Annotated in this window: 24 protein-coding genes; 8 read left to right on the top strand and 16 right to left on the bottom strand. The window is 58.0% G+C overall.

Annotated elements, in window-relative coordinates:
• Nucleotides 1-31 precede the first annotated feature (31 nt).
• The 6 genes from ACTG3T_RS12880 to ACTG3T_RS12855 all read right to left on the bottom strand — a co-directional run bounded on the left by ACTG3T_RS12880 (nucleotide 32) and on the right by ACTG3T_RS12855 (nucleotide 6,249).
• Complete coding sequence (locus tag ACTG3T_RS12880; protein WP_439102684.1) at nucleotides 32-646, bottom strand: class I SAM-dependent methyltransferase; 615 nt, start codon at nucleotides 644-646, stop codon at nucleotides 32-34.
• Nucleotides 647-648: 2 nt separating this feature from the next.
• Nucleotides 649-1,188, bottom strand: coding sequence for a cold shock domain-containing protein (locus ACTG3T_RS12875; RefSeq protein ID WP_439102683.1), 540 nt, complete (start codon nucleotides 1,186-1,188; stop codon nucleotides 649-651).
• A 45-nt stretch (nucleotides 1,189-1,233) separates the two neighbouring features.
• Complete coding sequence (locus ACTG3T_RS12870; protein WP_439102682.1) at nucleotides 1,234-1,446, bottom strand: cold-shock protein; 213 nt, start codon at nucleotides 1,444-1,446, stop codon at nucleotides 1,234-1,236.
• A gap of 43 nt (nucleotides 1,447-1,489) precedes the next feature.
• A complete protein-coding gene (locus ACTG3T_RS12865; protein ID WP_439102692.1) occupies nucleotides 1,490-4,255 on the bottom strand; it encodes a valine--tRNA ligase in 2,766 nt (921 codons plus the stop codon).
• 75 nt (nucleotides 4,256-4,330) lie between these two features.
• A complete protein-coding gene (locus tag ACTG3T_RS12860) occupies nucleotides 4,331-4,759 on the bottom strand; it encodes a DNA polymerase III subunit chi (RefSeq protein ID WP_439102681.1) in 429 nt (142 codons plus the stop codon).
• Nucleotides 4,756-6,249, bottom strand: coding sequence for a leucyl aminopeptidase (locus tag ACTG3T_RS12855; RefSeq protein ID WP_439102680.1), 1,494 nt, complete (start codon nucleotides 6,247-6,249; stop codon nucleotides 4,756-4,758). Before ACTG3T_RS12855 ends, ACTG3T_RS12860 begins: the two co-directional genes overlap by 4 nt.
• Nucleotides 6,250-6,349: 100 nt before the next feature.
• Here ACTG3T_RS12855 and lptF point away from each other — a divergent pair, with 100 nt between their 5' ends.
• Nucleotides 6,350-7,438, top strand: a complete 1,089-nt coding sequence (lptF, locus tag ACTG3T_RS12850) for an LPS export ABC transporter permease LptF (RefSeq protein WP_439102679.1) — start codon at nucleotides 6,350-6,352, stop codon at nucleotides 7,436-7,438.
• Nucleotides 7,439-8,497: an LPS export ABC transporter permease LptG gene (lptG, locus tag ACTG3T_RS12845; protein ID WP_439102678.1), complete on the top strand. Its 1,059-nt coding sequence runs from the start codon at nucleotides 7,439-7,441 to the stop codon at nucleotides 8,495-8,497.
• A 41-nt stretch (nucleotides 8,498-8,538) separates the two neighbouring features.
• On the opposite strand, the gene ACTG3T_RS12840 is transcribed toward lptG, so the two are convergent.
• Both ACTG3T_RS12840 and ACTG3T_RS12835 read right to left on the bottom strand, forming a co-directional pair.
• Nucleotides 8,539-9,030 (bottom strand): RDD family protein, encoded by a 492-nt coding sequence (locus ACTG3T_RS12840; protein WP_439102677.1) that lies wholly within the window; start codon nucleotides 9,028-9,030, stop codon nucleotides 8,539-8,541.
• Nucleotides 9,031-9,034: 4 nt separating this feature from the next.
• On the bottom strand, nucleotides 9,035-9,853 hold the full coding sequence (locus ACTG3T_RS12835; protein WP_439102676.1) for a hypothetical protein: 819 nt from the start codon (nucleotides 9,851-9,853) through the stop codon (nucleotides 9,035-9,037).
• Between the two features lie 105 nt (nucleotides 9,854-9,958).
• On the opposite strand from ACTG3T_RS12835, the gene ACTG3T_RS12830 reads away from it, so the two are divergent.
• The 4 genes from ACTG3T_RS12830 to ACTG3T_RS12815 are packed head-to-tail and all read left to right on the top strand — an operon-like array spanning nucleotide 9,959 to nucleotide 13,260.
• Nucleotides 9,959-10,291 carry a BolA family protein gene (locus ACTG3T_RS12830; RefSeq protein WP_439102675.1) on the top strand — a complete coding sequence of 111 codons (333 nt, stop codon included), beginning with the start codon at nucleotides 9,959-9,961 and terminating at the stop codon, nucleotides 10,289-10,291.
• Nucleotides 10,291-11,238 (top strand): oxygen-dependent tRNA uridine(34) hydroxylase TrhO, encoded by a 948-nt coding sequence (gene trhO / locus ACTG3T_RS12825; protein WP_439102674.1) that lies wholly within the window; start codon nucleotides 10,291-10,293, stop codon nucleotides 11,236-11,238. The genes ACTG3T_RS12830 and trhO overlap by 1 nt, the downstream gene beginning before the upstream one ends.
• A gap of 1 nt (nucleotide 11,239) precedes the next feature.
• A complete protein-coding gene (locus ACTG3T_RS12820; protein WP_439102673.1) occupies nucleotides 11,240-12,874 on the top strand; it encodes a 5-guanidino-2-oxopentanoate decarboxylase in 1,635 nt (544 codons plus the stop codon).
• A 29-nt stretch (nucleotides 12,875-12,903) separates the two neighbouring features.
• Nucleotides 12,904-13,260: a hypothetical protein gene (locus ACTG3T_RS12815; protein WP_439102672.1), complete on the top strand. Its 357-nt coding sequence runs from the start codon at nucleotides 12,904-12,906 to the stop codon at nucleotides 13,258-13,260.
• Here the strand turns inward: ACTG3T_RS12815 and ACTG3T_RS12810 are convergent.
• Complete coding sequence (locus ACTG3T_RS12810) at nucleotides 13,226-14,074, bottom strand: trypsin-like serine peptidase (protein WP_439102671.1); 849 nt, start codon at nucleotides 14,072-14,074, stop codon at nucleotides 13,226-13,228. The genes ACTG3T_RS12815 and ACTG3T_RS12810 overlap by 35 nt on opposite strands.
• Nucleotides 14,075-14,185: 111 nt before the next feature.
• Here ACTG3T_RS12810 and ACTG3T_RS12805 point away from each other — a divergent pair, with 111 nt between their 5' ends.
• Nucleotides 14,186-14,887: an OmpW/AlkL family protein gene (locus ACTG3T_RS12805; protein WP_439102670.1), complete on the top strand. Its 702-nt coding sequence runs from the start codon at nucleotides 14,186-14,188 to the stop codon at nucleotides 14,885-14,887.
• A gap of 152 nt (nucleotides 14,888-15,039) precedes the next feature.
• Nucleotides 15,040-15,255: a hypothetical protein gene (locus ACTG3T_RS12800; protein WP_439102669.1), complete on the top strand. Its 216-nt coding sequence runs from the start codon at nucleotides 15,040-15,042 to the stop codon at nucleotides 15,253-15,255.
• Here ACTG3T_RS12800 and ACTG3T_RS12795 read toward each other — a convergent pair.
• From ACTG3T_RS12795 to ACTG3T_RS12765, 7 genes are all read right to left on the bottom strand, one after another.
• Nucleotides 15,252-15,992: a sulfite exporter TauE/SafE family protein gene (locus ACTG3T_RS12795; RefSeq protein WP_439102668.1), complete on the bottom strand. Its 741-nt coding sequence runs from the start codon at nucleotides 15,990-15,992 to the stop codon at nucleotides 15,252-15,254. The two genes, ACTG3T_RS12800 and ACTG3T_RS12795, sit on opposite strands and share 4 nt — an antisense overlap.
• Nucleotides 15,985-16,179 carry a cbb3-type cytochrome oxidase assembly protein CcoS gene (gene ccoS, locus ACTG3T_RS12790; protein ID WP_439102667.1) on the bottom strand — a complete coding sequence of 65 codons (195 nt, stop codon included), beginning with the start codon at nucleotides 16,177-16,179 and terminating at the stop codon, nucleotides 15,985-15,987. Before ccoS ends, ACTG3T_RS12795 begins: the two co-directional genes overlap by 8 nt.
• Nucleotide 16,180: 1 nt before the next feature.
• Nucleotides 16,181-18,628, bottom strand: coding sequence for a heavy metal translocating P-type ATPase (locus ACTG3T_RS12785; RefSeq protein ID WP_439102666.1), 2,448 nt, complete (start codon nucleotides 18,626-18,628; stop codon nucleotides 16,181-16,183).
• Between the two features lie 41 nt (nucleotides 18,629-18,669).
• On the bottom strand, nucleotides 18,670-19,185 hold the full coding sequence (locus tag ACTG3T_RS12780; protein ID WP_439102665.1) for a FixH family protein: 516 nt from the start codon (nucleotides 19,183-19,185) through the stop codon (nucleotides 18,670-18,672).
• Between the two features lie 45 nt (nucleotides 19,186-19,230).
• Nucleotides 19,231-20,640 carry a cytochrome c oxidase accessory protein CcoG gene (ccoG, locus tag ACTG3T_RS12775; protein WP_439102664.1) on the bottom strand — a complete coding sequence of 470 codons (1,410 nt, stop codon included), beginning with the start codon at nucleotides 20,638-20,640 and terminating at the stop codon, nucleotides 19,231-19,233.
• Between the two features lie 128 nt (nucleotides 20,641-20,768).
• Nucleotides 20,769-21,644 (bottom strand): cytochrome-c oxidase, cbb3-type subunit III, encoded by an 876-nt coding sequence (gene ccoP, locus ACTG3T_RS12770; protein ID WP_439102663.1) that lies wholly within the window; start codon nucleotides 21,642-21,644, stop codon nucleotides 20,769-20,771.
• Nucleotides 21,641-21,817 (bottom strand): cbb3-type cytochrome oxidase subunit 3, encoded by a 177-nt coding sequence (locus ACTG3T_RS12765; protein WP_439102662.1) that lies wholly within the window; start codon nucleotides 21,815-21,817, stop codon nucleotides 21,641-21,643. The genes ccoP and ACTG3T_RS12765 overlap by 4 nt, the downstream gene beginning before the upstream one ends.
• Between the last annotated feature and the right edge of the window lie 3 nt (nucleotides 21,818-21,820).

The raw sequence follows: 21,820 nt of genomic DNA, 5'->3' as shown, positions 1-21,820 counted from the left end.
AGTTACAGCTCGGCCGTGTCACGATGCGATCTCAGTAGTTGTTGATCACCAGAAGCGCGCCGCGAGCTGCCAGGCTACCTTTCGTTTTCCACTCCAACACCTCGCCGCCATGACGGTCAACGCAGCGGGCCGCCATCTCATGAAAGGTGGGGCGTTCGGGGTCGGCAATGATGATGCGTTTGACGCCGGCCTTGATGGCGCGATTGACCATATTGCTCACGGGATCCACCAGTTCATCCCAAAAGCAGATGTCCGCGGCGATCAGGGTATCAAAGCCTTTAAGCAACTTACCGTTGAGCTTTTCGAAACGTGCAACGCGTGACTTCGTGCTCACGCCATTGAGCTCGGCGGTGACATCCAGGAATGGAAATACGTTGGGGTCCGCGTCCACGGAGGTTACGGACGCACCGTAGCGTTTGGCACACCAGATGCCGCCGATGCCCCAGCCACAGCCTACATCCAATACCCTCTCCGGGGTGGGCTCGGGATTTTTGTGCAGGTAATCGATAACCAGACAGCTCGATTTCCACAGCTTATTGCCATGGATGGAGGGCGCATCCTGCTCCCGCTTGGTCCTCCGGATCTCGGGGTGACTGGAGGTGGGCAGGATAACGCCCCGGAAACGATGCTGCTGTGTGGCCGCCATGGCTAATCCAGCGCCTCGACTTCTTCGGCCTGGGGCCCTTTATCGGTGGTGACAACGCGGTATCTCACCGGCGCTCCATCGCGCAGACTGCGACGGCCTTCACCGATGATAGACCGGTGATGGACGAAAATTTCTTCGCCATTTTCGCGGATGATGAAGCCAAAACCTTTGGTGCCGTTAAACCACTTTACGGTGCCGTTTTCCGCGTCTCCCGCTGGTGATGCTGCGGGCTTTTCAGACGGCTTTCTGGTTTTCTTTTCGGGCTTCTTTTCTCCTCTCTTGTCGGTCTTTTTGTCACCCTTGGGTTTCTTGGCTTCCTTTTTTTGCGTTGGCTTTTCCGCTTTTGCAGCAGCGGGCGTGTGATTGTTCAGACCGGCGGGCATGGGCAGGGCACGATGGCTGAGAATGACCGCCAGTACAGCCGCGACTGCCGATGCGGGGAAGAGGGTGCCCAGGGTGTGACCTTCAAAGAAGGTACTTGCGAAAAATGAAACTACGAGCGCTGATAACAAGGCGACCAGCACTTTGCCTGGAATAGACATGAGACTCCTTAACGTGACGGTGGACGCCCCCTGAGGGGCATTTAACTATATTTTGGCGACATCCTCGGCCTGAAGTCCCTTGGGGCCTTCAGTCAATGTGAACTCGACTTCTTCTCCTTCATTCAGGGTTCGAAAACCATCGCCCTGAATGGACCGGAAATGCACGAACACATCGCCATCGAAGCTCTCACCTGTAATAAATCCAAAACCTTTGGCGTTGTTAAACCATTTAACTGTGCCATTTTTTCTGTCGCTCATTGGTGTTTCTCCGGTATAACTTACAGCTGACTCTGTGGTCAGTTCAGGTCGAGATGTTACCTAACTGCTGCTGTTGCAGCAGCAGCTTTTCAAGAGAAGCCTGCTGAGATTGCAGTTTCTCCCGTTCCTTTGCGACGACCTCTGCTGGGGCCTTTGCCACGAAACCTTCATTATTCAGTTTTCCTTCTATGCGTTTCAACTCGCTGCGCAGTTTTTCGACTTCCTTGTCCAGGCGCGATAGCTCCGCATCACGGTCTATGATGTCCGCCAGGGGCACCAGGATTTCCAGCTTCCCGCAGATTCCCGTGGCGGAGGCGGGGGCTTCGCCATCAAGCCAGTTGATACTTTCCAGCCCGGCGAGTTGCTTTACCTGAGTATCAAGAGCGGCTATGCGTCGTGGATCTTCGCCATCGCCCTCTCGCAGAAGCACAGGCAGACGCTTGCCCGGGGGGATACTCATTTCTCCGCGGATGGTTCTCACTGCCAGGGCAAAGCCTTTGAGCCAATCGATGTCTGCGGTAGCTGCCTCGTCGATACGGGTAACATCCTCCGCAGGGAAACGCTGTAGCATGATAGTCGGGCCGGTGACTCCCGCGAGGGGCGCAACGTTCTGCCAGATTTCTTCCGTGATATAGGGCATGAGTGGATGGAGGGCGCGGAGGCTTTGCTCGAGGGTACGGATCAGGGTCCGTCGAATGCCACGGGCAACCGCTGGGTCGCTTTCATCGCGAAGCGCCACTTTGGAGAGTTCAAGGTACCAGTCGCAGTATTCGTTCCAGATAAAATCGTAAAGGGCCTGGGAGGCCAGATCGAAGCGGTAGCTGGCGATGGATTTGTGGAAGCGTTCCAGCATGCGCTGCAGTTCACTCTCAATCCAGCGCTCCGAGGTGCCAAGGGTAAAGGGAAGGCTTTCATCGACACCGCAATCCTTGCCTTCACAGTTCATGAGTACAAAGCGCGCGGCGTTCCAGATTTTATTGCAGAAATTGCGAAAGCCCTCGATGCGGCCGAGATCAAACTTGATATCGCGGCCAGTGGCAGCCAGGGAGTAAAAGGTGAAGCGTAAGGCGTCGGTGCCATAGGCATTGATGCCATCGGGAAACTGCGCGTGGGTGGTCTCGCGAATACGCTCTGCCTGCTGTGGCTGCATGAGACCGGAGGTGCGTTTTTCTACCAGACTCGCAAGGTCGATACCGTCGATAAGATCAATAGGGTCAAGAACGTTGCCCTTTGACTTGGACATCTTCTGGCCCTCAGCGTCGCGCACGAGTCCGTGGACGTAAACCTGCCGAAACGGTACTTCGCCACGAAAATGCAGGGTCATCATGATCATCCGCGCGACCCAGAAGAAAATAATGTCAAAGCCGGTTACCAGCACGCTGGTGGGGTGAAAGCGCTGGAGCATCTCGTCGTTGTCGGGCCAGCCCAGGGTGCTAAAGGTCCAGAGGGCTGAAGAAAACCAGGTGTCCAGCACGTCTTCGTCCTGGTGCAAAGGCACACTGTCATCCAGGCCGTTTTCGGCTCGCACACTGGCTTCATCGTTGCCGACGTAAATATTGCCTTCGGCATCAAACCAGGCGGGTATGCGATGGCCCCACCAGAGTTGTCGGCTGATGCACCAGTCCTGGATATCCCGCATCCAGGCGAAGTAAGTGTTTTCCCACTGCTTGGGAACAAACTCAATCTCACCGCTTTCTACCGCTTCAATGGCGGGGCCGGCGAGGGCCTTGGCGTCCACATACCACTGCTGTGTAAGGTAGGGTTCGATAACGACGCCACTGCGATCTCCCCGGGGAACCTTCAAGGTGTGATCGTCAATTTTCTCCAGGAGACCGAGGTGGCGAAAATCTTCGACGATCTTTTCCCGGGCGGTGAAGCGATCCAGTCCCCGATAAAACTCCGGCGCCTGATTATTGATGGCCGCATCGTCGTCGAAAATATTGATGAGGGGGAGGGAGTGGCGCTGGCCTACCTCGTAATCATTGAAATCATGGGCCGGTGTGATTTTTACGCAGCCCGTGCCAAATTCGGGATCCACGTAATCGTCAGCAATGATTGGAATGAGTCGATCACAAAGCGGCAATGCAATCTCTTTGCCCACAAGATGGGCATAGCGCTCATCCTCGGGGTGCACTGCTACGGCAGCATCACCGAGCATTGTCTCCGGGCGGGTTGTCGCCACGGTGAGGTGACCGGAGCCGTCGGCAAGGGGGTAGCGGAAATGCCAGAGTTTCCCCTGCTCCTCCTCGGAAATGACCTCGAGGTCCGAAATGGCGGTGTGAATTGCCGGGTCCCAGTTCACTAAACGCTGACCACGGTAGATCAGGCCCTCTCGATAGAGCTGGATGAAGGTTTCCTGAACCGCTGCAGAAAGGCCCTCGTCCATGGTGAAGCGTTCCCGGGACCAGTCCGGTGAGGCTCCCAGGCGGCGCAGCTGCTGGGTGATAGTGCCGCCGGAGCTGGCTTTCCACTCCCAGACTTTTTCGATGAAGGCGTCTCTGCCCATTTCATGGCGGTCTTTGCCTTCGGCCGCCAATTGGCGCTCCACCACCATCTGGGTAGCGATGCCGGCGTGGTCCGTACCGGGTTGCCACAGAGTGTCGTAGCCCGCCATGCGGTGATAGCGCACCAGAGCGTCGATAATGGTTTCCTGAAACCCATGCCCCATGTGGAGACTACCCGTGACGTTCGGTGGCGGGATCATTACGGAGAAGGCCTGGTCGCCGCCCTGGGGGGCAAAGTAGCCCGCCTCTTCCCAACGCTGGTACCAGCGCTGTTCCAGTTCAGCGGGTTGAAATGTTTTTTCCATCATTAAACTGTCTGTCTCATGGCGTGCCGGTAGTGCTGGAGGTGCCGCGGCTACTCGGGCGCAAAAAAGCGCGGATTATACGCTGGGCAGGCGATGTTCTTCCAACGCATAGCCCCGCTCACGATAGTGCCGCCAGGAATGGCGGAGCGCCTCCAGTCTGGCGGGTTCCTGGTTCACCAGCTCGGCGACGCGCTGGAAGCGCCCGATAAACTCCGGCACCGATGTTTGCAGATTGATCAGCAGATCGTCATGCCCGGCAGGTTCCTGCCCCCAACCAATACAAATCTGCTCCGAGCTTTCGTCGCTGCAAAGGGCGTGGGGGAGAAAGCTCGTCGGCCGAAAGGTCCAGAGAAGCTCGTCGAGCTCCCTGGCCTGTGCCTCATCTTCGCTGTGGATGAAAATACGATGGCCCTGCTTGTGGGCTTTCTCCGTCAGCCGCAGGGCCAGACGCGTGCGGCTGCTCGCATCGGTATTTTCTACAATGTAGAAGCCGACGCGAGTCAATCAGTCGACGCCCGGTCACAGAGATACTGGGTGAGGAGACCCACGGGACGCCCGGTGGCGCCTTTGGGCGCGGAGTCCCAGGCGGATCCGGCTATGTCCAGATGCGCCCAGTTGTACTTGGTCGCAAAGCGGGAGAGGAAGCACGCTGCGGTGACACTGCCACCTCCGGGGCCGCCGATGTTCCCCATGTCCGCAAAATTGCTGTCCAGCTGTCGCTGGTATTCGTCCCACAGAGGCATACGCCAGGCCCGATCGTGGCTGGTGGTGCCTGCATCAAGGAGTTGCTCCGCAAGCTTGTCATCATTGGCGTACAAACCGGAAGCGTGGCTGCCCAGAGCGACTACGCAGGCGCCGGTGAGCGTCGCGATATCCACCACGCTCGCGGGTTTGAATCGTTCGGCGTAGGTCAGTGCATCACAGAGCACGAGACGACCCTCGGCATCGGTGTTGAGCACTTCAATGGTGATGCCCGCCATGGAGGTGATAACGTCTCCGGGTTTGGTGGCGGTGCCACTGGGCATGTTCTCCGCCGCAGCAATAATTGCCACCACATTGATTGGCAGGGCCATCTCCATGACGGCCTGCATGGTTCCCAAAACGCTCGCCGCACCGCCCATGTCGAATTTCATTTCGTCCATCTTGGCGCCGGGCTTCAGCGAAATGCCGCCACTGTCAAAGGTAATGCCTTTGCCCACCAGCACATGAGGCGCTGCGCCGCGCTTACCGCCCTTGTATTCCAGAACGATCAGTTTCGCCGGGGTGGCCGTTCCCGCCGTGACCGACAGCAGCGAATGCATCCCCAGCTCGGCCATGGCCTTTTCGTTAAGAATTTTGCAGCTGGCCTTGTCATTCCCGCGGGCTAATTTCCGCGCTTCTTTTGCCAGGTGTTCCGGGGTGCAGTAATTGGCGGGGAGGTTGGCCAATTCGCGGGCGAGGTTGATGCCCCCACCAGCCTGGCCACCGCGGTTCAGTGCGCTCCTGGCTCGTCGCAGCAGCGCCGTGTCGCCACTCAAGAGCACAAAACGATTAAGGGTTGGTGCCGGTTTTGGTTTGGACAGCGTCAGGGCATAGCGATAAGCGTGGTACACCAGATCCGTCGCGAGACGCTGACAGAGCCACTCCCAGTCACTGCTGCCTACCTTCAGGGCGCCAAGATGCATTTGCGCGTCTTTGGCCTTGCTGGCGAGGAGCGCGCGGGCGAGGGATCGGCTTATCTTCAGATAATCACCGCGGGTTGGCTTTGTGTCGCCAACACCGATAAGCAGGATGCGCTGGGCAGCACCGGGGCTGTGCAGCAGCAGCGTTTCTCCCACCTGTCCTTTAAACTCTCCCCCTTTGAGGGCTGCCGAAAGCACGCCGGCGCTGTCCTTTGCGAGGGCGCGCCCGGCGTCATCAAGTCGCAGGGAGCTACCCACGGGGAGGATGGCGCATTGCGTGGATTTGGCGGAGGCTTTCTGTGGATCGCTGGCGGAAAAGCGGAGTGCTGCCATGGTGAGTCTCTCTAAAAGATAGGAACCCCTAGTGTAAGATGAACAGCGTGCAAACTGAACTCTCCAGACCCGTCATTAGCCGACGCCTCGCGGAGACCTTATGAGACTGCGCGCCTATCTGGCGGGCGATGTTCTGGGTCATACCCTGGCCGTGAGCTCTGTGTTGTTGGCCATTATCCTCACGGGTCGCTTCGTGAAGTATCTGGCGGAGGCCGCGTCGGGAAAGCTGGCTGCGGAAATCCTTTTGCCTGTCATGTTCTACCGCCTGCCGGGTTTTTTAGAGCTGCTCCTGCCCCTGGGCCTGTTTATTGGCATCCTCATGTCCTACGGCCGGCTGTATGTTGAGAGTGAGATGGTGATTCTCAGTGCCTGCGGTGTGGGTCCTGCGAAACTGGCAGGCTTTACCCTGGCACCGGCTCTGCTGATCATGCTGGTGGTTGCAAGCCTCTCGCTGCTGGTGACGCCCCAGGGGGTCGCCCGAACCGAAGCGTTGCTGAATGACCCCCAGGCCCTGCAGGGTCTGCAGCTATTGGCTGCCGGACGATTTCAGCCCCGGGGAGATGATGGGACGGTCACCTATGCGTCGGACATAGACCCCGAAGCGGGGGTGCTGAAGCAGGTGTTTTTATACGCCCCCGAGGGTCGGGAGGCGGACCGGTCGGTGGCCGGTGTTACCGTGGCGCAGCGGGGCTCTGTTGTTGTGGATCCCGGCTCGGGGGTGCGCTATCTCGAACTCAGGGATGGTTACCGCTTTAGCGGCACGCCGGGAAGCGCTGATTATCGAGTCGTACGGTTTGGCATCTTTGGGCAGCGACTGCCCGATGCGCCCTCCATGGCGCGCAGTGAACCCGTGGATGCAAAATCTACGGCTGAACTTTTAGATTCTAATGACGCGGAAGACAGGGCAGCGCTACACTGGCGCCTGTCGTTGGCACTCATGGTACCCGTGGTTGCTCTTCTCGCGTTAAGTCTGAGTAAAACAAACCATCGCCGGGGGCGCTATATCAAGCTTGCGCCAGCGCTGCTCCTGCATCTGTGTTACCTGTTTGCGCTGGCAAGCGTTCGCACCAGCGTTGCCGAGGGTGACGCCCAGGCCTACCAGATGTATCTCCTGCATCTGGGGTTTTTCGCCCTGGCCATTGGTTTACTCTTTGGTCCCGATGGCGTAAAGAAATTGCGGAAGGCCTGAATGCGCAAGTTGGACCGCTATGTGGCACGCACGGTATGGCTCTCCATTCTTCTGGTGCTGTTGGTGATTGTCGGAATCGACGGTTTGTCGGCGTTTATTGATGAGTCGGACAGTCGCAGCGCAAGCTATGGTTTTGCCGAAATCGGACGCTACGTCATGCTTACCATGCCGCGTCGGGTTTACGAGTTCATCCCCTTCGCGGCACTGATCGGCGCCCTGGTCGGGCTCGGTCAGCTCGCATCAACCAGTGAGTTGGTGGTTATGCGCGCCGCGGGTATCTCCAACGGGCGTCTGGCATGGATGGTTCTCAAGCAGGCGCTCGTCATCGCTGTTTTTGGTTTCCTGTTGGGTGAATACATCGCGCCAAAGGCAGAGCAGCAGGCGCAAAGCGGGAGAGCCATCGCCCGGTATGCCGGAAGGCAGGTGGATACAGGGCAGGGTATCTGGCGCAGGGACGGGGTGTTGTTCTTTCACGTTCAGGCCGTCGCTGCGGATAACGAGGTTTTTGGCATCACCGCTTACGAATTCGAGGAAGATGGTTGGATGCAGCGGGCGCTTTTTGCCGACAGCGGGCGCTACGACGGTGAGGGCTGGCGCCTCCGGGACGTGCAGACCAGCGAGTTTGCCAAAGACCGTATCAGTAAGAGTTCAGCCCCGGAGCTTTTTTTGCCGAGCAATATAACCCCCAAAATTTTATCGCTGGAGAACGTGGCTCCCTCGCAGCTGACGCTGGTGGATCTTGTGGACTACGCGGCGTTTTTGCGCTCCCAGGGTGAAGATGTTGCGCACTTTGAATTGGCAACCTGGCGAAAGCTTATGCAGCCGGCGGCTGTGGCTGCACTGGTTCTCATTGCCATTTCCTTTGTCTTCGGACCCCTGCGGGATGGCACTTTGGGTTTTCGGATTTTTGCCGGCGTGATGGTGGGTATCCTGTTTCAGCTCAGTCAGGACCTGCTGGGACCGGCCAGTCTGGTATTTGGTTTCCCGCCCCTGTATGCCGCACTGGCGCCGGTCCTTAGCTGCGTTCTGGTGGGGCTTTATTTACTGAGGAAGGCTTGAACACCCGCAGGTCGCAGATCTTCGAGGGCGATGAGTAGCCCTCAGGAATCTCGGTCGGTGGTCTGCGTTTTATCGTTCTTTTTGCCTTGCTTGTCCTTTTTGGGCAGCAATACCAGCTCGGTCCCCGACAGGTAGTCGTGCCAACAGCGATTGCGCTTGTCAAACAAGCACCACCAGTACCCCAGTCCCAGGCATAGTGCTGACAACAGCGCTGAGAGACAGCGGGTTATTACGCGGCCAAAGCTCAGTTCATTGCCCGGCATGGGTATCAGCTTTAGACGCCAGGCCTGCATGCCCAGGGTCTGGCCACTTTTCAACCAGAACACGCCAAAGAAGCCGATGCAGCTCAGGACGGCGATGGTTTGTACTGCCGTTGCGGGAAGCAGGCTGTCGGCCGCGCTCCCCAATAGCTGTCGGATGCCCAGTCCTATAGCCACGCAGACCATGATCAGCGGTATGACTAGCAGGGAGTCGTAAACAATAGCTGCAAGACGGCGGGGAAGAGCCGGAGCGGGAAGGGTGTCGATATTCACAGTGCTACTCAGTTTTTGTTGCGTCTTCGTCGGCGTCCAATGCCAGATGACTGGTATCCGGCGCCTCAACCTCGTCGACCGGACGTTCATCGGCGTTCAGTAAATCACCGCCCGATTCCGCCAGATTCAGGTGATCCGTATTGATCTGGGGTGGCGCTGCGCCGTGGCCCTCCGGAACTTTGAGGTCTGCGCCGGCCGGCGCCAGGCCGAAAGAGGAGATGTCCGGTGCGGGTGGCGGAGGCGCCGTGTCCGCAGGACCCATGTGCGCCCCCGGTTCAGCAACGTCTAGCTCAGGCACGTCTACTGCGGGCGCTTCATCGGTAGTGGCATCACTGAGACGGTCACCGGTTTCTGCCAGGGACAGATGACTGAGATCGACAGCGGCGTCTTCGTGAACGACCCGCTCATCGGGCCTCAGGATGTCGCTGCCGCCGGGCAATACTTTCAGACCGTCATCGGCGTTTTGAGGCGGCGCCGCATCCTGGCCAGGAGACACTGAAGGCTCGCCCTCTGAGGCCTTGTCCGTTGCAGCGTTGTCGGTGGGCGTGGGTGAGGGTGCCGATCCCGCCTCGCTCGCGCCGCTCGCCCGGGTGACGATGGCCTTGGCACCGGCATGGGCCAGGCTTTTCTGGTACTTGAGTGCCGTGGCTTTGTCGCAATTGCGTTTGATGCGCTGGCGAGTGCCCGAGAAAAGACGCTCAAGGGTTGCCGCGTCTGCCTTGAACAACGCCCCCACAGCGGCACGCACTGCCTGGGGGTCTTTCCCGTCCAGGCATTCACCCGCAAAGGCGATGTCGTAGCGCTCTTCAGTGTCAGTAGCCATGCTCTGATTATAGAGCTTCCCCGGGTTGCGGGAAATCCTTTGCTAACAGGCGCTGAAAGAGCGTTGAGCGGAGCGTATAATCGCCGTGGTATTTCAGGAGAAGTTATGAGCGTTCAAGAACAATTACGGTCTCAGTTACAGGCGACGTTTTCGCCCCACTGGCTTGAGGTGGAAAATGAGAGCCATATGCACAGCGTGCCGGCAAATTCGGAGACCCATTTCCGGCTGGTCATGGCATCCACAGCCTTTGAGGGCAAGCGCGCCGTGGCTCGGCATCAACTGGTCTACAAGGAGCTGGCGGAGCTGCTTGCAGGCCCCATTCATGCCCTCGCGATGCACCTTTACGACCCGCGGGAGTGGCAGGAGAAAACCCATGAGGCACCGGTGTCGCCGGATTGTCTCGGGGGCAGCAAGGCTGATAGCGGGGAACAAGCCTGATGACTGTCGTCGTTGCTGCCCTCTACAAGTTTGTCGCCCTCGAGGATTACGAGGCGCTAAGGGAGCCTCTACTGGAGCAGTGTCGAGTTCATGGGCTCAAAGGTACCTTGCTGCTCGCGGGTGAAGGTATCAATGGCACGGTGGCGGGTAGCCGCGAAGCGATGGATGCGGTGCTTGCCTGGCTGCGCTCCGATCCCCGGCTAAAGGACCTGGATCACAAGGAATCGCTCCACGACGAGCAGCCTTTTTTGCGCATGAAAGTAAAGCTCAAAAAGGAAATCGTCACCATGGGAGTTCCCCAGGTGGATCCTAATCGCGTTGTGGGTACCTATGTCACGCCGGGGCAGTGGGATGGTGTGCTCGCTGACCCGGATGTGACCCTGATCGATACCCGCAATGACTACGAGTGCGCCATAGGCAGCTTTCGCGGCGCCGTGGATCCCGGCATTACGACCTTTCGTGATTTTCCGGCCTGGGTGGAAGAAAACCTGGATCCGGATAAAAATTCCAAGGTTGCGATGTTTTGCACCGGAGGAATTCGCTGCGAAAAGGCCTCCTCCTACCTCCTTGAGCAGGGCTTTGACGAGGTTTATCACCTCAAGGGCGGGATTCTTAAGTATCTGGAGGATGTTCCTCCGGAATCCAGCAGCTGGGAGGGTGAGTGCTTTGTGTTTGATGACCGGGTGGCGGTCAATCACAATCTGGAAAGAGGCAGTTATGATCAGTGCTTCGCCTGCCGCCATCCCATCAATGCGGAAGACCTCCGCTCCGACCATTATGTCAAAGGCGTGAGCTGCCCCCACTGCATCGACAAACAGAGCGATGAGCAGCGGGCGCGCTTTGCCGAGCGCCAGCGTCAGGTAGAGCTGGCCAAAGCCCGGGGGGAGCAGCATATCGGTGAAGGAGCGCTAGGCTCGCCCCATCCGGAACAGGCAGAGGGCCTTTGACGTGAGCACAGCGGTAACAGTGAGCTGTGGAGAGCGACTGGTAGCGCTTCTCGAGGCCTACGGTATTGACACTGTTTTTGGTATTCCCGGGAACCACACTGTGCAGCTTTACCGCGGTCTGGACAGTAGTTCGATTCGCCATATATCTCCCCGCCACGAGCAGGGGGCTGCGTTTATGGCTGATGGTTACGCTCGGGCCTGCGGCCGGCCCGCAGCCTGCTTTCTGATCTCGGGTCCCGGTCTCGGAAACGCGATAACAGCCATGATGCAAGCGCTGGCGGATTCCGTGCCCATGCTCGTAGTCACCGCCGTTGCAGCCCGTAAGGACCTGGCCATGGGGGAGGGTCGTTTGCATGACGTGCCGGACCAGTCGGCGCTCGGGAGCCAATGCAGTCGCTTCAGTCACACCCTCATGAGTCCCGGGGAGTTGCCCAAGGTGCTGGCACGGGCATTTGCTGTGTTTTCCAGCGCCCGACCGGGACCGGTGCACCTGCAGATTCCTTTGGATGTGATAACCCAGGATGCCGGCGCAGTGTCGACGATTCCCTGGCCCCCCGTTTTGCCCCCCGCCGCGAACAGTGAGGGCCTGCAGGAACTGGCGGACCGACTGCGTGAGGCCGAGACCCCTCTGCTTATTGTCGGGGGAGGTGCAGTGAGCGCCGGTGAGAAGGTCCGTGAGTTCGCTGAGCGTTTGGACATTCCGGTGGTGACGACGGTCAATGCCAAGGGCCTGCTCCCCCGTGCTCACCCTCTGCTGGTCGGCGGCAGTGCGAGTCTGGCCACGGTGCGGGAAATGATCGCAGCTGCCGATGTGGTTTTGGCAGTGGGCACTGAGTTTGGTGAGACAGATTACGACATGCTGTTTCTGGGCGAGCTGGAAAATCCGGCGTGGCTCGCAAGAATTGATATTGATCCCGCGCAGCTTTGTCGTAACCAGCGACCCCATCTGGCGCTCTGCGGTGATGCCAGGCAGAGCCTGGCGTCACTGCTCGCAATTCTTGAGGGCCAGAGCAGGGACCGCTCAGGCGCTGTGCGCGTCGCCGCCACCCGGGCAGCAATGGTGACAGAGCAGCATTGGAATACGGAGATACAGGCGTTTTTTGACAACCTTCAGGCGTCTCTTCCGGGGCTCTGCCTCGTGGGTGACAGCACGCTGCCCACCTACTACGCCGTGTGGCAATACGAGGCCAGCGCAGAGCGCCGGTACTTTCATTCCGCCACGGGCGGCGGCACTCTCGGTTATGCATTACCTGCTGCTATGGGGGCTCGTAGGGCACTGCCTGACGACGTGCCGGTTGTTGCGCTTATGGGCGACGGTGCCGCGCAGTTTACCTTCATGGAGCTTGCGTCCGCGGTGCAGGAGAAGCTGCCGGTGATCCTGCTGCTTTGGAACAACAACGGCTACCGGGAGATACGCGAAGGGATGCTGGCTGACGACATCAAACCCATTGGCGTGGATATCGACGCCCCGGATTTTGTTGCCGCCGCCGGCGCCCTGGGTTGCTTCGCTCAAAGGGTGGAGACCCCGGGCGCTCTAAAGGATGCCCTCAAGGCTGCGTTGGAGGGCCAGAGACCCGCTGTTCTGGAGTTGCCCGAGGCCTCTTTTCTCAGTGGCCCTGTGGATAGCTGGTATTAATACCCGCGCTCTCTTGACGGAGGTTGATCATGTTCAGGAATGACGATGGTGATGAGGACGAGCGTGTGGCCACCTCAGCTGCCCTGCGACACGTGCTTGTCTTTCAGCTCAAACTGGCCGCCGATGCGCTTCGGGATTTTTTATTGAGTCCCCTTAGCCTCATCGCTTTTATTATTGACGCTGTCACCAGACCCAAGGTCGAACACAGTCTTTATCTTCGCCTCATGCTTCTGGGCCGGCGTTCAGACCGGATGATCAACCTGTTTGACGACCACGCCGACAGTGGAGAACTCACCATTGATCGTGCCGTGGATGAAGTGGAGGAAATGCTCCGGCCAACGCAGGCCGATGTTAAGGAAGACGACCGCGCTCCAGGTGAGCGCTAATTCTGGCGCGAAATCGCTTCAGGGGAACATAGATACTTTGTGACTCCCCATCGCCGCGAGATATGACGCCCAGATAGCGGATCTTTTGTCCGGCTTGAAATACCGCCCCACCGGAGGCGCCCTTTTGCAGGACGCAATTGCTTTTTGTGTCCCGGTCATCCCTGCCAGTGATGCGACAGTTGCGCGCGGTCTCCAGCACTTTCCTTTGGCTGGAGGCGCGGCGCGGATATCCCGCCATGAGCAAGGTGTCTGCGGCTTCTTTTTCCTCCATTTCCTCCCGTTCCTCCATAGCAAGGACCGCGGGATGGGGCAGGGGAGCATTAAGACTCAGAAGGGCCCAGTCGCTGTACATGCTGCCACCACTGGTAATGAGGTTGGCGGTACGGATCTCTCCCATGGCCGTCTCGAAGGTCAGCGCCTTGCTCGTATCGCGATAAAACTCCATGCAGTGCCATGCGCTGACGATGAACCTTGAGCTTTTGGATCGTTCATCGTCCGTGATCAACGTCGCCGAGCAGTCTTCATCGTAGTGCCTGGCATAACCGTTCTCAAAGCGCTGCCCGGGCACATGGAGCTGTCCGACGCTCGCGAGCGCGGTGCCGTAGCGCTCAGAGGCGTTCACGAAGTCGGCCCGCAGAACCGCTGTGACGATGAAGAGCACGGCGGCCAGAGTGAGGTGAAGTTTGATCAGCAGTGTCTCGGTGATAAAGGGTGCAAGGATGAGTTTCTTTCGGGGGTACTCTCGAGGGTACTCCCGGGTGTTCTGAGCGTTCTCCAGACGCTCGGAAAATCGCAGGTTTTGATAACTATACACCGCAAGTCACGAAACTTGACCGATATCAATGCTTGGCGTTACGAGCGCTCTTATGATGCATGCATAGGGTGCCCCAAGGGCATTTATTTTAGGGAAAGGAGTGACATCATTATGAAGAAACAGCTTGTTCTCGCCGTTGCGGCCGGGTTGGGTATTGCTTGTATGGGCGCACAGGCCTACGAGCAGGGCGACATTATTATCCGCGGCGGTGTTGCTACGGTGGCCCCTTCGGGTGACAGTGATCCCATCGAGCTTCCAACGGATCCCGTGACGGTGTTACCGGGCGGTGTAGATGTTGATAACGGTACTGCCATCAGCCTCATGGGAGTCTGGATGATGTCCGATAACTGGGGTGTGGAGCTTCTTGCGGCCACGCCTTTTGAGCATGACATCGACCTGGCGGACTTACCGGTAGCAGCAGGCTCCACCAAGCACTTACCCCCCACAGTGAGCATTCAGTGGTATCCCCGTGGTGGCATGGATGGCTGGCAGCCCTACCTGGGTCTGGGTGTGAACTACACGACGTTCTTTAATGAAAAAGTTGATGGTGAACTTGGTGCGGTTTTGGGTGATCTATTGGACGTGACTTCCGCACAACTGTCTCTCGAAGACTCTGTCGGACTTGCTGCTCAAGCGGGTGTCGACATCCCTCTGAACGACAAGTGGGCGCTGAACCTAGGCGTCTGGTACATCGATATTGGTACGACGGCGGACATCGACGTTACTACCGGTGGTGGTGCCAATGCCAGGGTGAGTTTTGATGTTGATATCGATCCCTGGGTTTACAACGTCGGTGTCGCCTACAAATTTTAAAGCTTTTAATGAGGTGGCGCTCTTAGCGTCATCCCCCTGTGATTCCCCGCTCACGAGCGGGGTTTTTTTTGCCTGACCGCCCGGGAAACCGACGCGCATTTCATGATAGCGTCAAGTTTTGTGTTCACCCGCGGGGAGGGCTGGGAGTTGCCATGAACCTTGCTTTACTGGGACTGACAATATTCGTGGTGGTGCTGGTCCTTGGCACCACGTTCTGGCTGATTGGGTTGCTGGTGCCGCTTCATAAAAAACAAAAGATGCGCAAGGCCGAAGCACTCCGGCAGCAGGCGGTACAAAGGGAGACGCAGAGCAAAGAACAGAGTAAAGAACAGGGGCGCCCCCCGGCGCAAAAGGAACCCCAGGGCTAGTGCTGTGAATGATCCATGGGCGGCCGGTGTGCGGGGACGCCGTCTTGCTGCTCCTGCGGATCGGCGGCAATGGGACGGTTCAGGTGGCTCCCATGGTTAAAAGTCATCATTAGTGACCACAGGCCCGACACAATCAGAAATACCGCGATAATGAGCTTGAGGCCTCGACGTCGAAGGAGGGCCTGAATTCTCGCCGCCCCAAAACTGGTGGTGAGCATCGCGGGAAGCGTTCCTACACCGAAGGCCAGCATCAGGAGCCCGGAGCGTGCCATATCCTGTGCTGTCGCAGACCAGGCCAGGGCGCTGTAAATCAGGCCGCAGGGCATCAGACCCCAGCACAAACCCAGCAGATAGCCCTGAGACCAGTGCCGCACGGGGAGCAGCTGTGACGACAGTTTTTGCACGGGTCTCCAGAGTTTCGCACCCACGCTCTCGAGTTTGGACATACCGCGCCACCAGTCGGCAATGGACAGTCCCATGCCGATGAGCAACAGGGCTGCCAGATAGCGGAGCACCATGGTCCACTGGGCCAGGTTAATGCTCCCGGCGATGGCGCCAAGGAGGGCTCCGAGAAGGGCGTAACTGCTCAGACGCCCTGCGTGATAGGCAAAGGTCGTGGCAGGACCGCCCTTGCCCCCGAGGTTGATGGCGGCGGCGATACCGCCGCACATACCAAGACAGTGTCCTGCTCCCGCAAGACCGATACCCAGGGCGGCCAGCATATCGTTGCTAATCATTGTTTTTGTCGCCGCCGTGGTCGTTGCTGCCCGGCGCGCCGCCTTCGCTGTCTTCATCAGCGAGAATTCGCCAGCCTTCCTTGTCCAGGTCATCGTACTGGCCACTGTCGATCGCCCAGAGCAGAAGGCGAACGACAAGGATGGCAAAGACAATTGCGACGGGAATGAGTAGGTACAGGCTTTCCATACTAGACGTCTCTCTGGGCCGATGCGCGACGCAGCCTGGTGGCGTTGCCCACGACCAGCAGGGAGCTTAAGGACATACCCACGGCCGCAGCCCAGGGAGGCACCCAGCCCATGGCTGCCAGGGGAATGCCCATGGCGTTGTAACCCAGTGCCCAACAGAAATTCTGAATAATGATCCGCCGTGTGCGCCGCGCGGCTTGCACAAGTTGGGTTATTTGCGTGAGATCACCACTCATGATGACAAAGTCAGCCTGAGCTTTCGCAAGGTCGGTGGCGCCGGCAACGGCGATGGACACGTCCGCACGTTTCAGAACCGGCGCATCGTTAAGACCATCACCCACCATAAGCACGGTGGCCCCCGTGTCCTGCAGTGTGGTCAGTCGCGCAAGTTTGTCCTCGGGCGATAAACCGGTGGCTATCCGCTCAAACTCCAGGGTAGCACCCAGCTGTGTCGCGCGCTGAGAGGCATCGCCGGTCAGTAGCTCGGTGGCGACGCCTGCGCTCCTCAGATTCTGGAGCACGGAATATGCTTCCTCATGAATGTCATCGGTCAGCCCCAGCCAGGCTATGGGCTGATCTTTTTCGCACAGCGCGACCCAGTACAGCGCTTCCTCGGGTTCGGCGGGAAGCTCCGGCGCAATCTCCCGGCAGAATCGCAAGGAACCCAGGCGTAGCGGTCGTCCCTCATAGCTGCCCTCCAGCCCCTTTCCGGCCCGGTAGCTCACCGCCTGCACATTACTCTGGGTATCCATGGCGCTAAATGCGCTTGCCAGGGGGTGATTGGAGTGGCGCTGCATGGCAGCAGCTATGGACCTGATGGTGTTTTCATCCCACTGCTCGCTCAGGGAGTTCACTCTCGTCAGTGCAAAAGCACCGTTCGTGAGAGTGCCGGTCTTATCAAACAGAGCAACATCGAGCTTCGCCAGAGATTCCAGGGCATTTTCGCCGTTAACAATCACAGCTCTGCGGCGGAGGAAGCGGGTGGCATTGGCGAGGCTCGCCGGGGTCGCCAGGGACAGTGCGCAGGGGCAGCTGATCACCAGTACTGAGAGGGCGATCCACAATGCTCTATCCGGATCAATTGCCCACCAGGCTAATGCGGTAAGGGATGCGATGATCAAAACCGCAGCGATGAACTGTGAAGCAATGCGATCAGCAAGCGTGGCGATTGCGGGTTTGCCCTGTTGCGCCTGATCAATGGAACGTTGCAGAGCGGCCAGGCGGGTATCTGCATAGCTACCCGTAGCCTTAAGCTCCAGCGATTCCTCAAGATTCACGGTGCCTGCATAAATTCTGTCGCCAACGCCTATGGGGCGGGGCAGGGCTTCGCCGCTGAAACTGTCTTCGCGTACGCTGCCGGCTCCCCGCTCAACGATGCCATCAATGGGTAGGGTGTCGCCGGCGCGGACCAATACGCGCGCTCCCGCTGACAGCGTGCGCCGGGGGACGGTCATCCACTGCTCATTTTTCCAGATTTGCACTGCATCGGGGAGCGTCTGCTCCGCGTCCTGCCAGTCCATGGCATCCCGGTAGCGGAGACGTTTTTCCAGAAACCTTGCAAGGAGCAGCAGAAACGTGAACATCACAACGGAATCAAAATACACATCTCCCGAGCCACTTAAGGTGGCAAAGGCGCTGGCGCAGTAAGCCAGGCCGATGGCAAGAGCTACCGGCAGGTCCATGACCAACGCCCCGAATTGCAGATGACGCCAGGCACTCTCGAAGAATCCCCTGGCGGAGTAGGCCACCACGAAGCTCGTTACGAGCAGGCTGAACAAGCGCATGAGTTGCTGATAGTCCGCACTGATGCCCTGAATGTCGCCCGCGTGGAGTGCAACGGCGAACATACCCACTTGCATCATGCCGATACCGGCCACAGCCAGCCGCCGGAGATCGGTACGGTATTCCTCTCTGGCCTGGTCCTGCCGGAGACTGCTTTGCCAAGGTTGCACCCGATAGCCGAGACTCGCAACCCGGCTAAACAGCTCGCTCATGGACAGCTGGGCTGTGTCGAAGGCGACGTCCAGACGGTTCTGCCCGAGATTCAACGTTGCCCGCTGCACACCGGGGAGCCGCAGGAGGGTCGTTTCAATAAGCCAGGTACAGGCCGCGCAGCTTACGCCGCCAATAAGCAACCTCGCATTGCTGATTCCTGATGCGTCCCTGCTGGAGAACTGTGCAGCGAGGGCAGGGTCATCATAGATATCGAATTCGGGCCTTCGGGAAGCCAGGTCTGGAGAGGGGCGGTCATTGAACGCTGTGCGCTGATCATAAAACTGCTCCAGTCCGCTTTCGGCGATCATGCTCGCCACCGCACGGCAGCCCGGGCAACACATGTTGCGGGCCTCCCCGGCGATATCGATGCGAAAGTCAGCACCCAGGGGCACGTCCTCGCCGCAGTGAAAGCAGGTCACGGTGCTGGCTGCCTCGAGGGGCTGGGCGCTATTCAAGATCGCTCGGCCCCTGTTTTCAGTAAAAGCTGAGACATCGCTCAGGGCAAGCTGTTGCCAGTAACGGCTATGAAGTCTGTGGCACTGAGGGACCCGTCGACGCGCCAGGCGTTGTCCGGGGCCTCCAGTATCCAATGCCAGTTCGGCGAAAGATCAGCGGGGATGTCGCTCTGGTATAGACCGGGAGCGACCGCAGCCAGGGCGACCTTAAAGTCGCGGTCTGCCTCCAGTGGATGGGAGAAGCGCAAATTGAGATCCCCGGGTGCTATGGCACCGACCAGACGCACCTGCGCCCGACGGCCGAGCACCTTGATCTCTGCGGCGATACCAAGCTCCTCGGCAGCGGCCTGCTTACCCAGCTCTTTGTTAATAGCCAGACCGTCTTTGTAATACTCGTCCACTACAAGATCGTCCGAGTAGCGATTGGCGATGTAGAGCGTGCTTAGCCCTGCAATCACCACGGATCCCGGCAGTGCGATTAGAAACCAGGGCCAGAACTGGCGGTACCAGGGTTCCGTATCTTCACGCCGGGGCGTATGTTTATTGCCCTTAGTCATGTCTGTAAGTCCCGTTGCTGCAGGGGTGATGAGATAAGTTTGCCACTATAGCGGTTTCATGAATCGCGATTCAGTGCTCGCCCGCAGGGAGGGCATATCCTCGGCAACAACTTCAAAGGTAAAGCTTGTACTGGGGGCGCTTAGGTCGGCCGATTTGGCTGCCACCCGCAAGGTCACCTCTCGATCCTCGCTGGCATCCAGGGAATAGCGCGTACTGCCTTTAATTGTAGCCCCCTCGAGACCGTCCAGACTGAGGAGATACTCATGGGGTGAGCCGTCCATGTTCACGATGTGCAACCGATAGATGTTCTCGACGCCACCGTTCGCTGTCTCCACGTAAAGGTTGTTTCGATCCCTTATCACCGTCAGTTCCAGCGGAATGCGCGACGCAATGTTATAGCTGAAAACACCCACCATGAGGGTGAGCATAACCGTGTAGCCGATAATGCGTGGACGGAGCCAATGGGTTTTGCCTCCCTCAAGCTCGCGCTCGCTGGTGTAGCGGACCAGTCCGGGCTCGTAGCCCATCTTGCGCATCACCGAGTCGCAGGCATCGATGCACAATGCGCAGCCGATACATTCGTACTGCAAGCCGTCGCGTATATCGATTCCCGTGGGGCAGACCTGAACGCAAAGATCACAATCAATGCAGTCGCCAAGGCCTGCCTCATGGTGATCAAGGGATTTTTTACGTGAACCTCTTGGATCGCCACGCTTTGCATCGTAAGAAACAATTAGCGTGTCCGCATCAAACATGACTGATTGAAAGCGCGCATAGGGGCACATGTACTTGCAGACTTGCTCGCGCATCCACCCTGCATTTATATAGGTGGCGAGGGTAAAAAACACAGTCCAGAGTAATTGCCAGCTGCCCGTAGAGAAAGTGGCTAATTCGTAAGTGAGTTCTCTAACCGGATGAAAATACCCAACAAAGGTCATGCCGGTGAGAAAGGCTATGAAAAGCCACCCACCGTGTTTCGTTACTTTTTTCAGGGTTTTTTTGAGGGACCAGGGCTGTTTGTCGAGCTTGATACGCTGATTCCGTGTGCCTTCGACTTTTTGCTCCACCCACATGAACATGCTTGTCCATACGGTTTGAGGGCAGCTGTAGCCGCACCAGACCCTCCCCGCAGACACAGTGATGGCAAAAAGAGAAAAGGCTGAAATGATCAACAGAAAGGCAAGGAGAGAAAAATCCTGGGGCCAGAAAGTCAGCCCAAAGATATGAAACTCGCGCTCGGGTAGGTCAAACCACACGGCCTGGCGGCCGTTGATACTGATCCATGGGATGCAGTAGTAGCCCAGAAGCATAGGCCAGCCGGTAAACATCCGGAGCCGCTGATAGAAACCTTCGATTTTACGCGTGTAAATCTTCTCGCGCTTTTGGTAGAGGTCGAGCTCAGCGACCTCCGAGGGTGCGATCTCCTGCACGTTAATGAGATCAGGGTCAGACATACTTTTTCACCACTACTGATGCACAGTGGCCACTCCCGTGGCGTTAGTCCCTGGCGTTCTGAATCCGATCGCCAGGGCGGTTGCCTTCGGTAATTATTTTTATGCGGTATCTATTTCGCAGGGTCTCGTTACTTGTTCAGTCCGTAGATGTAGGCAGTAACAAGATGGATTTTGTCCTCGCTGAGGGTATTACCAAACGCCGGCATCTGGCCGTTGCGTCCGATGCGCAGGCTGTGGGCTATCTGCTCTTCGTTGCCGCCGTAAAGCCATATGCCATTGGTCAGGTTAGGCGCTCCCATTGCGATGTTGCCCTTGGCCTCAGGACCGTGGCAGGCAATGCAGTAGGTCTGATAATGCTGTTCTCCCGCGGCCACCAGCGTCTCATCCGCGTCACGGCTGTTCAGAGAGAGGACGTAGGCCGTAGTCTCTACGATACCTTGCTCACCTAATATGCTTTCCCAGGGAGGCATCGCAGCCTGACGGCCATTTACCAGAGTGTGCTTGATCGCCTCCGGGGATCCACCATACAGCCAATCATCATCTGTGAGGTTCGGGAAGCCGAGTGCACCCGCCGCGTCCAGACCATGACATTGGGAACAGTTGTTGCCATAGATACGCATGCCCATCTTGCGCACCTTCGGGTCCTGATAGATGTCTTCAATGGACATGGCAAGATACTTGTCTCGCATCGCCCGGAATTTTTCATCAGCGACCGCAACTTCCTGTTCATGCTGAGTAACGGAACTCCACCCCAGAACACCGGGGAAGTTGCCCATTCCGGGGTAGGCCACGAGGTATCCGATACCCCAGACGATGGTGATAACGAACATGGCGAACCACCAGCCGGGAAGGGGGTTGTCCCATTCTTCAATGCCATCGTAGACATGCCCGGTAGTCTTCTCGTCTATCGCGTTTCGTTTGCGATTGGCAAACAACAGCCAGGTCACCAGGATGAGGGTGACGCTTGTGAGTACGATTACCCAGCCACTCCAAAAACTAGTCATTGTTGGTTTCCTTTTTGTCTGCCGGTTTGCCCAAGATCGTCATCTTCAAAAGGGAGGTTGGCGGCCTCTTCAAAATCCTTTTTGGGCTTACTGCTGTAGGCCCAGATCACAAGTCCGATAAAGGCGATCAGCAAAAATGCCGTACTGATGCCCCTTAAGTCATTAATATCCATCTG

It is taken from the genome of Congregibacter sp., assembly GCF_965660375.1.
Lineage (GTDB): Bacteria > Pseudomonadota > Gammaproteobacteria > Pseudomonadales > Halieaceae > Congregibacter.
This window is presented reverse-complemented; position numbering and strand designations above follow the sequence as displayed.

Excerpts from the sequence above, each read along its gene's own strand:
- ACTG3T_RS12880 (WP_439102684.1), bottom strand. The coding sequence starts at position 646 with ATGGCGGCCACACAGCAGCATCGTTTCCGGGGCGTTATCCTGCCCACC.
- ACTG3T_RS12875 (WP_439102683.1), bottom strand. The coding sequence starts at position 1,188 with ATGTCTATTCCAGGCAAAGTGCTGGTCGCCTTGTTATCAGCGCTCGTA.
- ACTG3T_RS12870 (WP_439102682.1), bottom strand. The coding sequence starts at position 1,446 with ATGAGCGACAGAAAAAATGGCACAGTTAAATGGTTTAACAACGCCAAA.
- ACTG3T_RS12865 (WP_439102692.1), bottom strand. The coding sequence starts at position 4,255 with ATGGAAAAAACATTTCAACCCGCTGAACTGGAACAGCGCTGGTACCAG.
- ACTG3T_RS12855 (WP_439102680.1), bottom strand. The coding sequence starts at position 6,249 with ATGGCAGCACTCCGCTTTTCCGCCAGCGATCCACAGAAAGCCTCCGCC.
- lptF (WP_439102679.1), top strand. The coding sequence starts at position 6,350 with ATGAGACTGCGCGCCTATCTGGCGGGCGATGTTCTGGGTCATACCCTG.
- lptG (WP_439102678.1), top strand. The coding sequence starts at position 7,439 with ATGCGCAAGTTGGACCGCTATGTGGCACGCACGGTATGGCTCTCCATT.
- ACTG3T_RS12835 (WP_439102676.1), bottom strand. The coding sequence starts at position 9,853 with ATGGCTACTGACACTGAAGAGCGCTACGACATCGCCTTTGCGGGTGAA.
- ACTG3T_RS12830 (WP_439102675.1), top strand. The coding sequence starts at position 9,959 with ATGAGCGTTCAAGAACAATTACGGTCTCAGTTACAGGCGACGTTTTCG.
- trhO (WP_439102674.1), top strand. The coding sequence starts at position 10,291 with ATGACTGTCGTCGTTGCTGCCCTCTACAAGTTTGTCGCCCTCGAGGAT.
- ACTG3T_RS12815 (WP_439102672.1), top strand. The coding sequence starts at position 12,904 with ATGTTCAGGAATGACGATGGTGATGAGGACGAGCGTGTGGCCACCTCA.
- ACTG3T_RS12805 (WP_439102670.1), top strand. The coding sequence starts at position 14,186 with ATGAAGAAACAGCTTGTTCTCGCCGTTGCGGCCGGGTTGGGTATTGCT.
- ACTG3T_RS12800 (WP_439102669.1), top strand. The coding sequence starts at position 15,040 with ATGAACCTTGCTTTACTGGGACTGACAATATTCGTGGTGGTGCTGGTC.
- ACTG3T_RS12795 (WP_439102668.1), bottom strand. The coding sequence starts at position 15,992 with ATGATTAGCAACGATATGCTGGCCGCCCTGGGTATCGGTCTTGCGGGA.
- ccoS (WP_439102667.1), bottom strand. The coding sequence starts at position 16,179 with ATGGAAAGCCTGTACCTACTCATTCCCGTCGCAATTGTCTTTGCCATC.
- ACTG3T_RS12780 (WP_439102665.1), bottom strand. The coding sequence starts at position 19,185 with ATGACTAAGGGCAATAAACATACGCCCCGGCGTGAAGATACGGAACCC.
- ccoG (WP_439102664.1), bottom strand. The coding sequence starts at position 20,640 with ATGTCTGACCCTGATCTCATTAACGTGCAGGAGATCGCACCCTCGGAG.
- ccoP (WP_439102663.1), bottom strand. The coding sequence starts at position 21,644 with ATGACTAGTTTTTGGAGTGGCTGGGTAATCGTACTCACAAGCGTCACC.
- ACTG3T_RS12765 (WP_439102662.1), bottom strand. The coding sequence starts at position 21,817 with ATGGATATTAATGACTTAAGGGGCATCAGTACGGCATTTTTGCTGATC.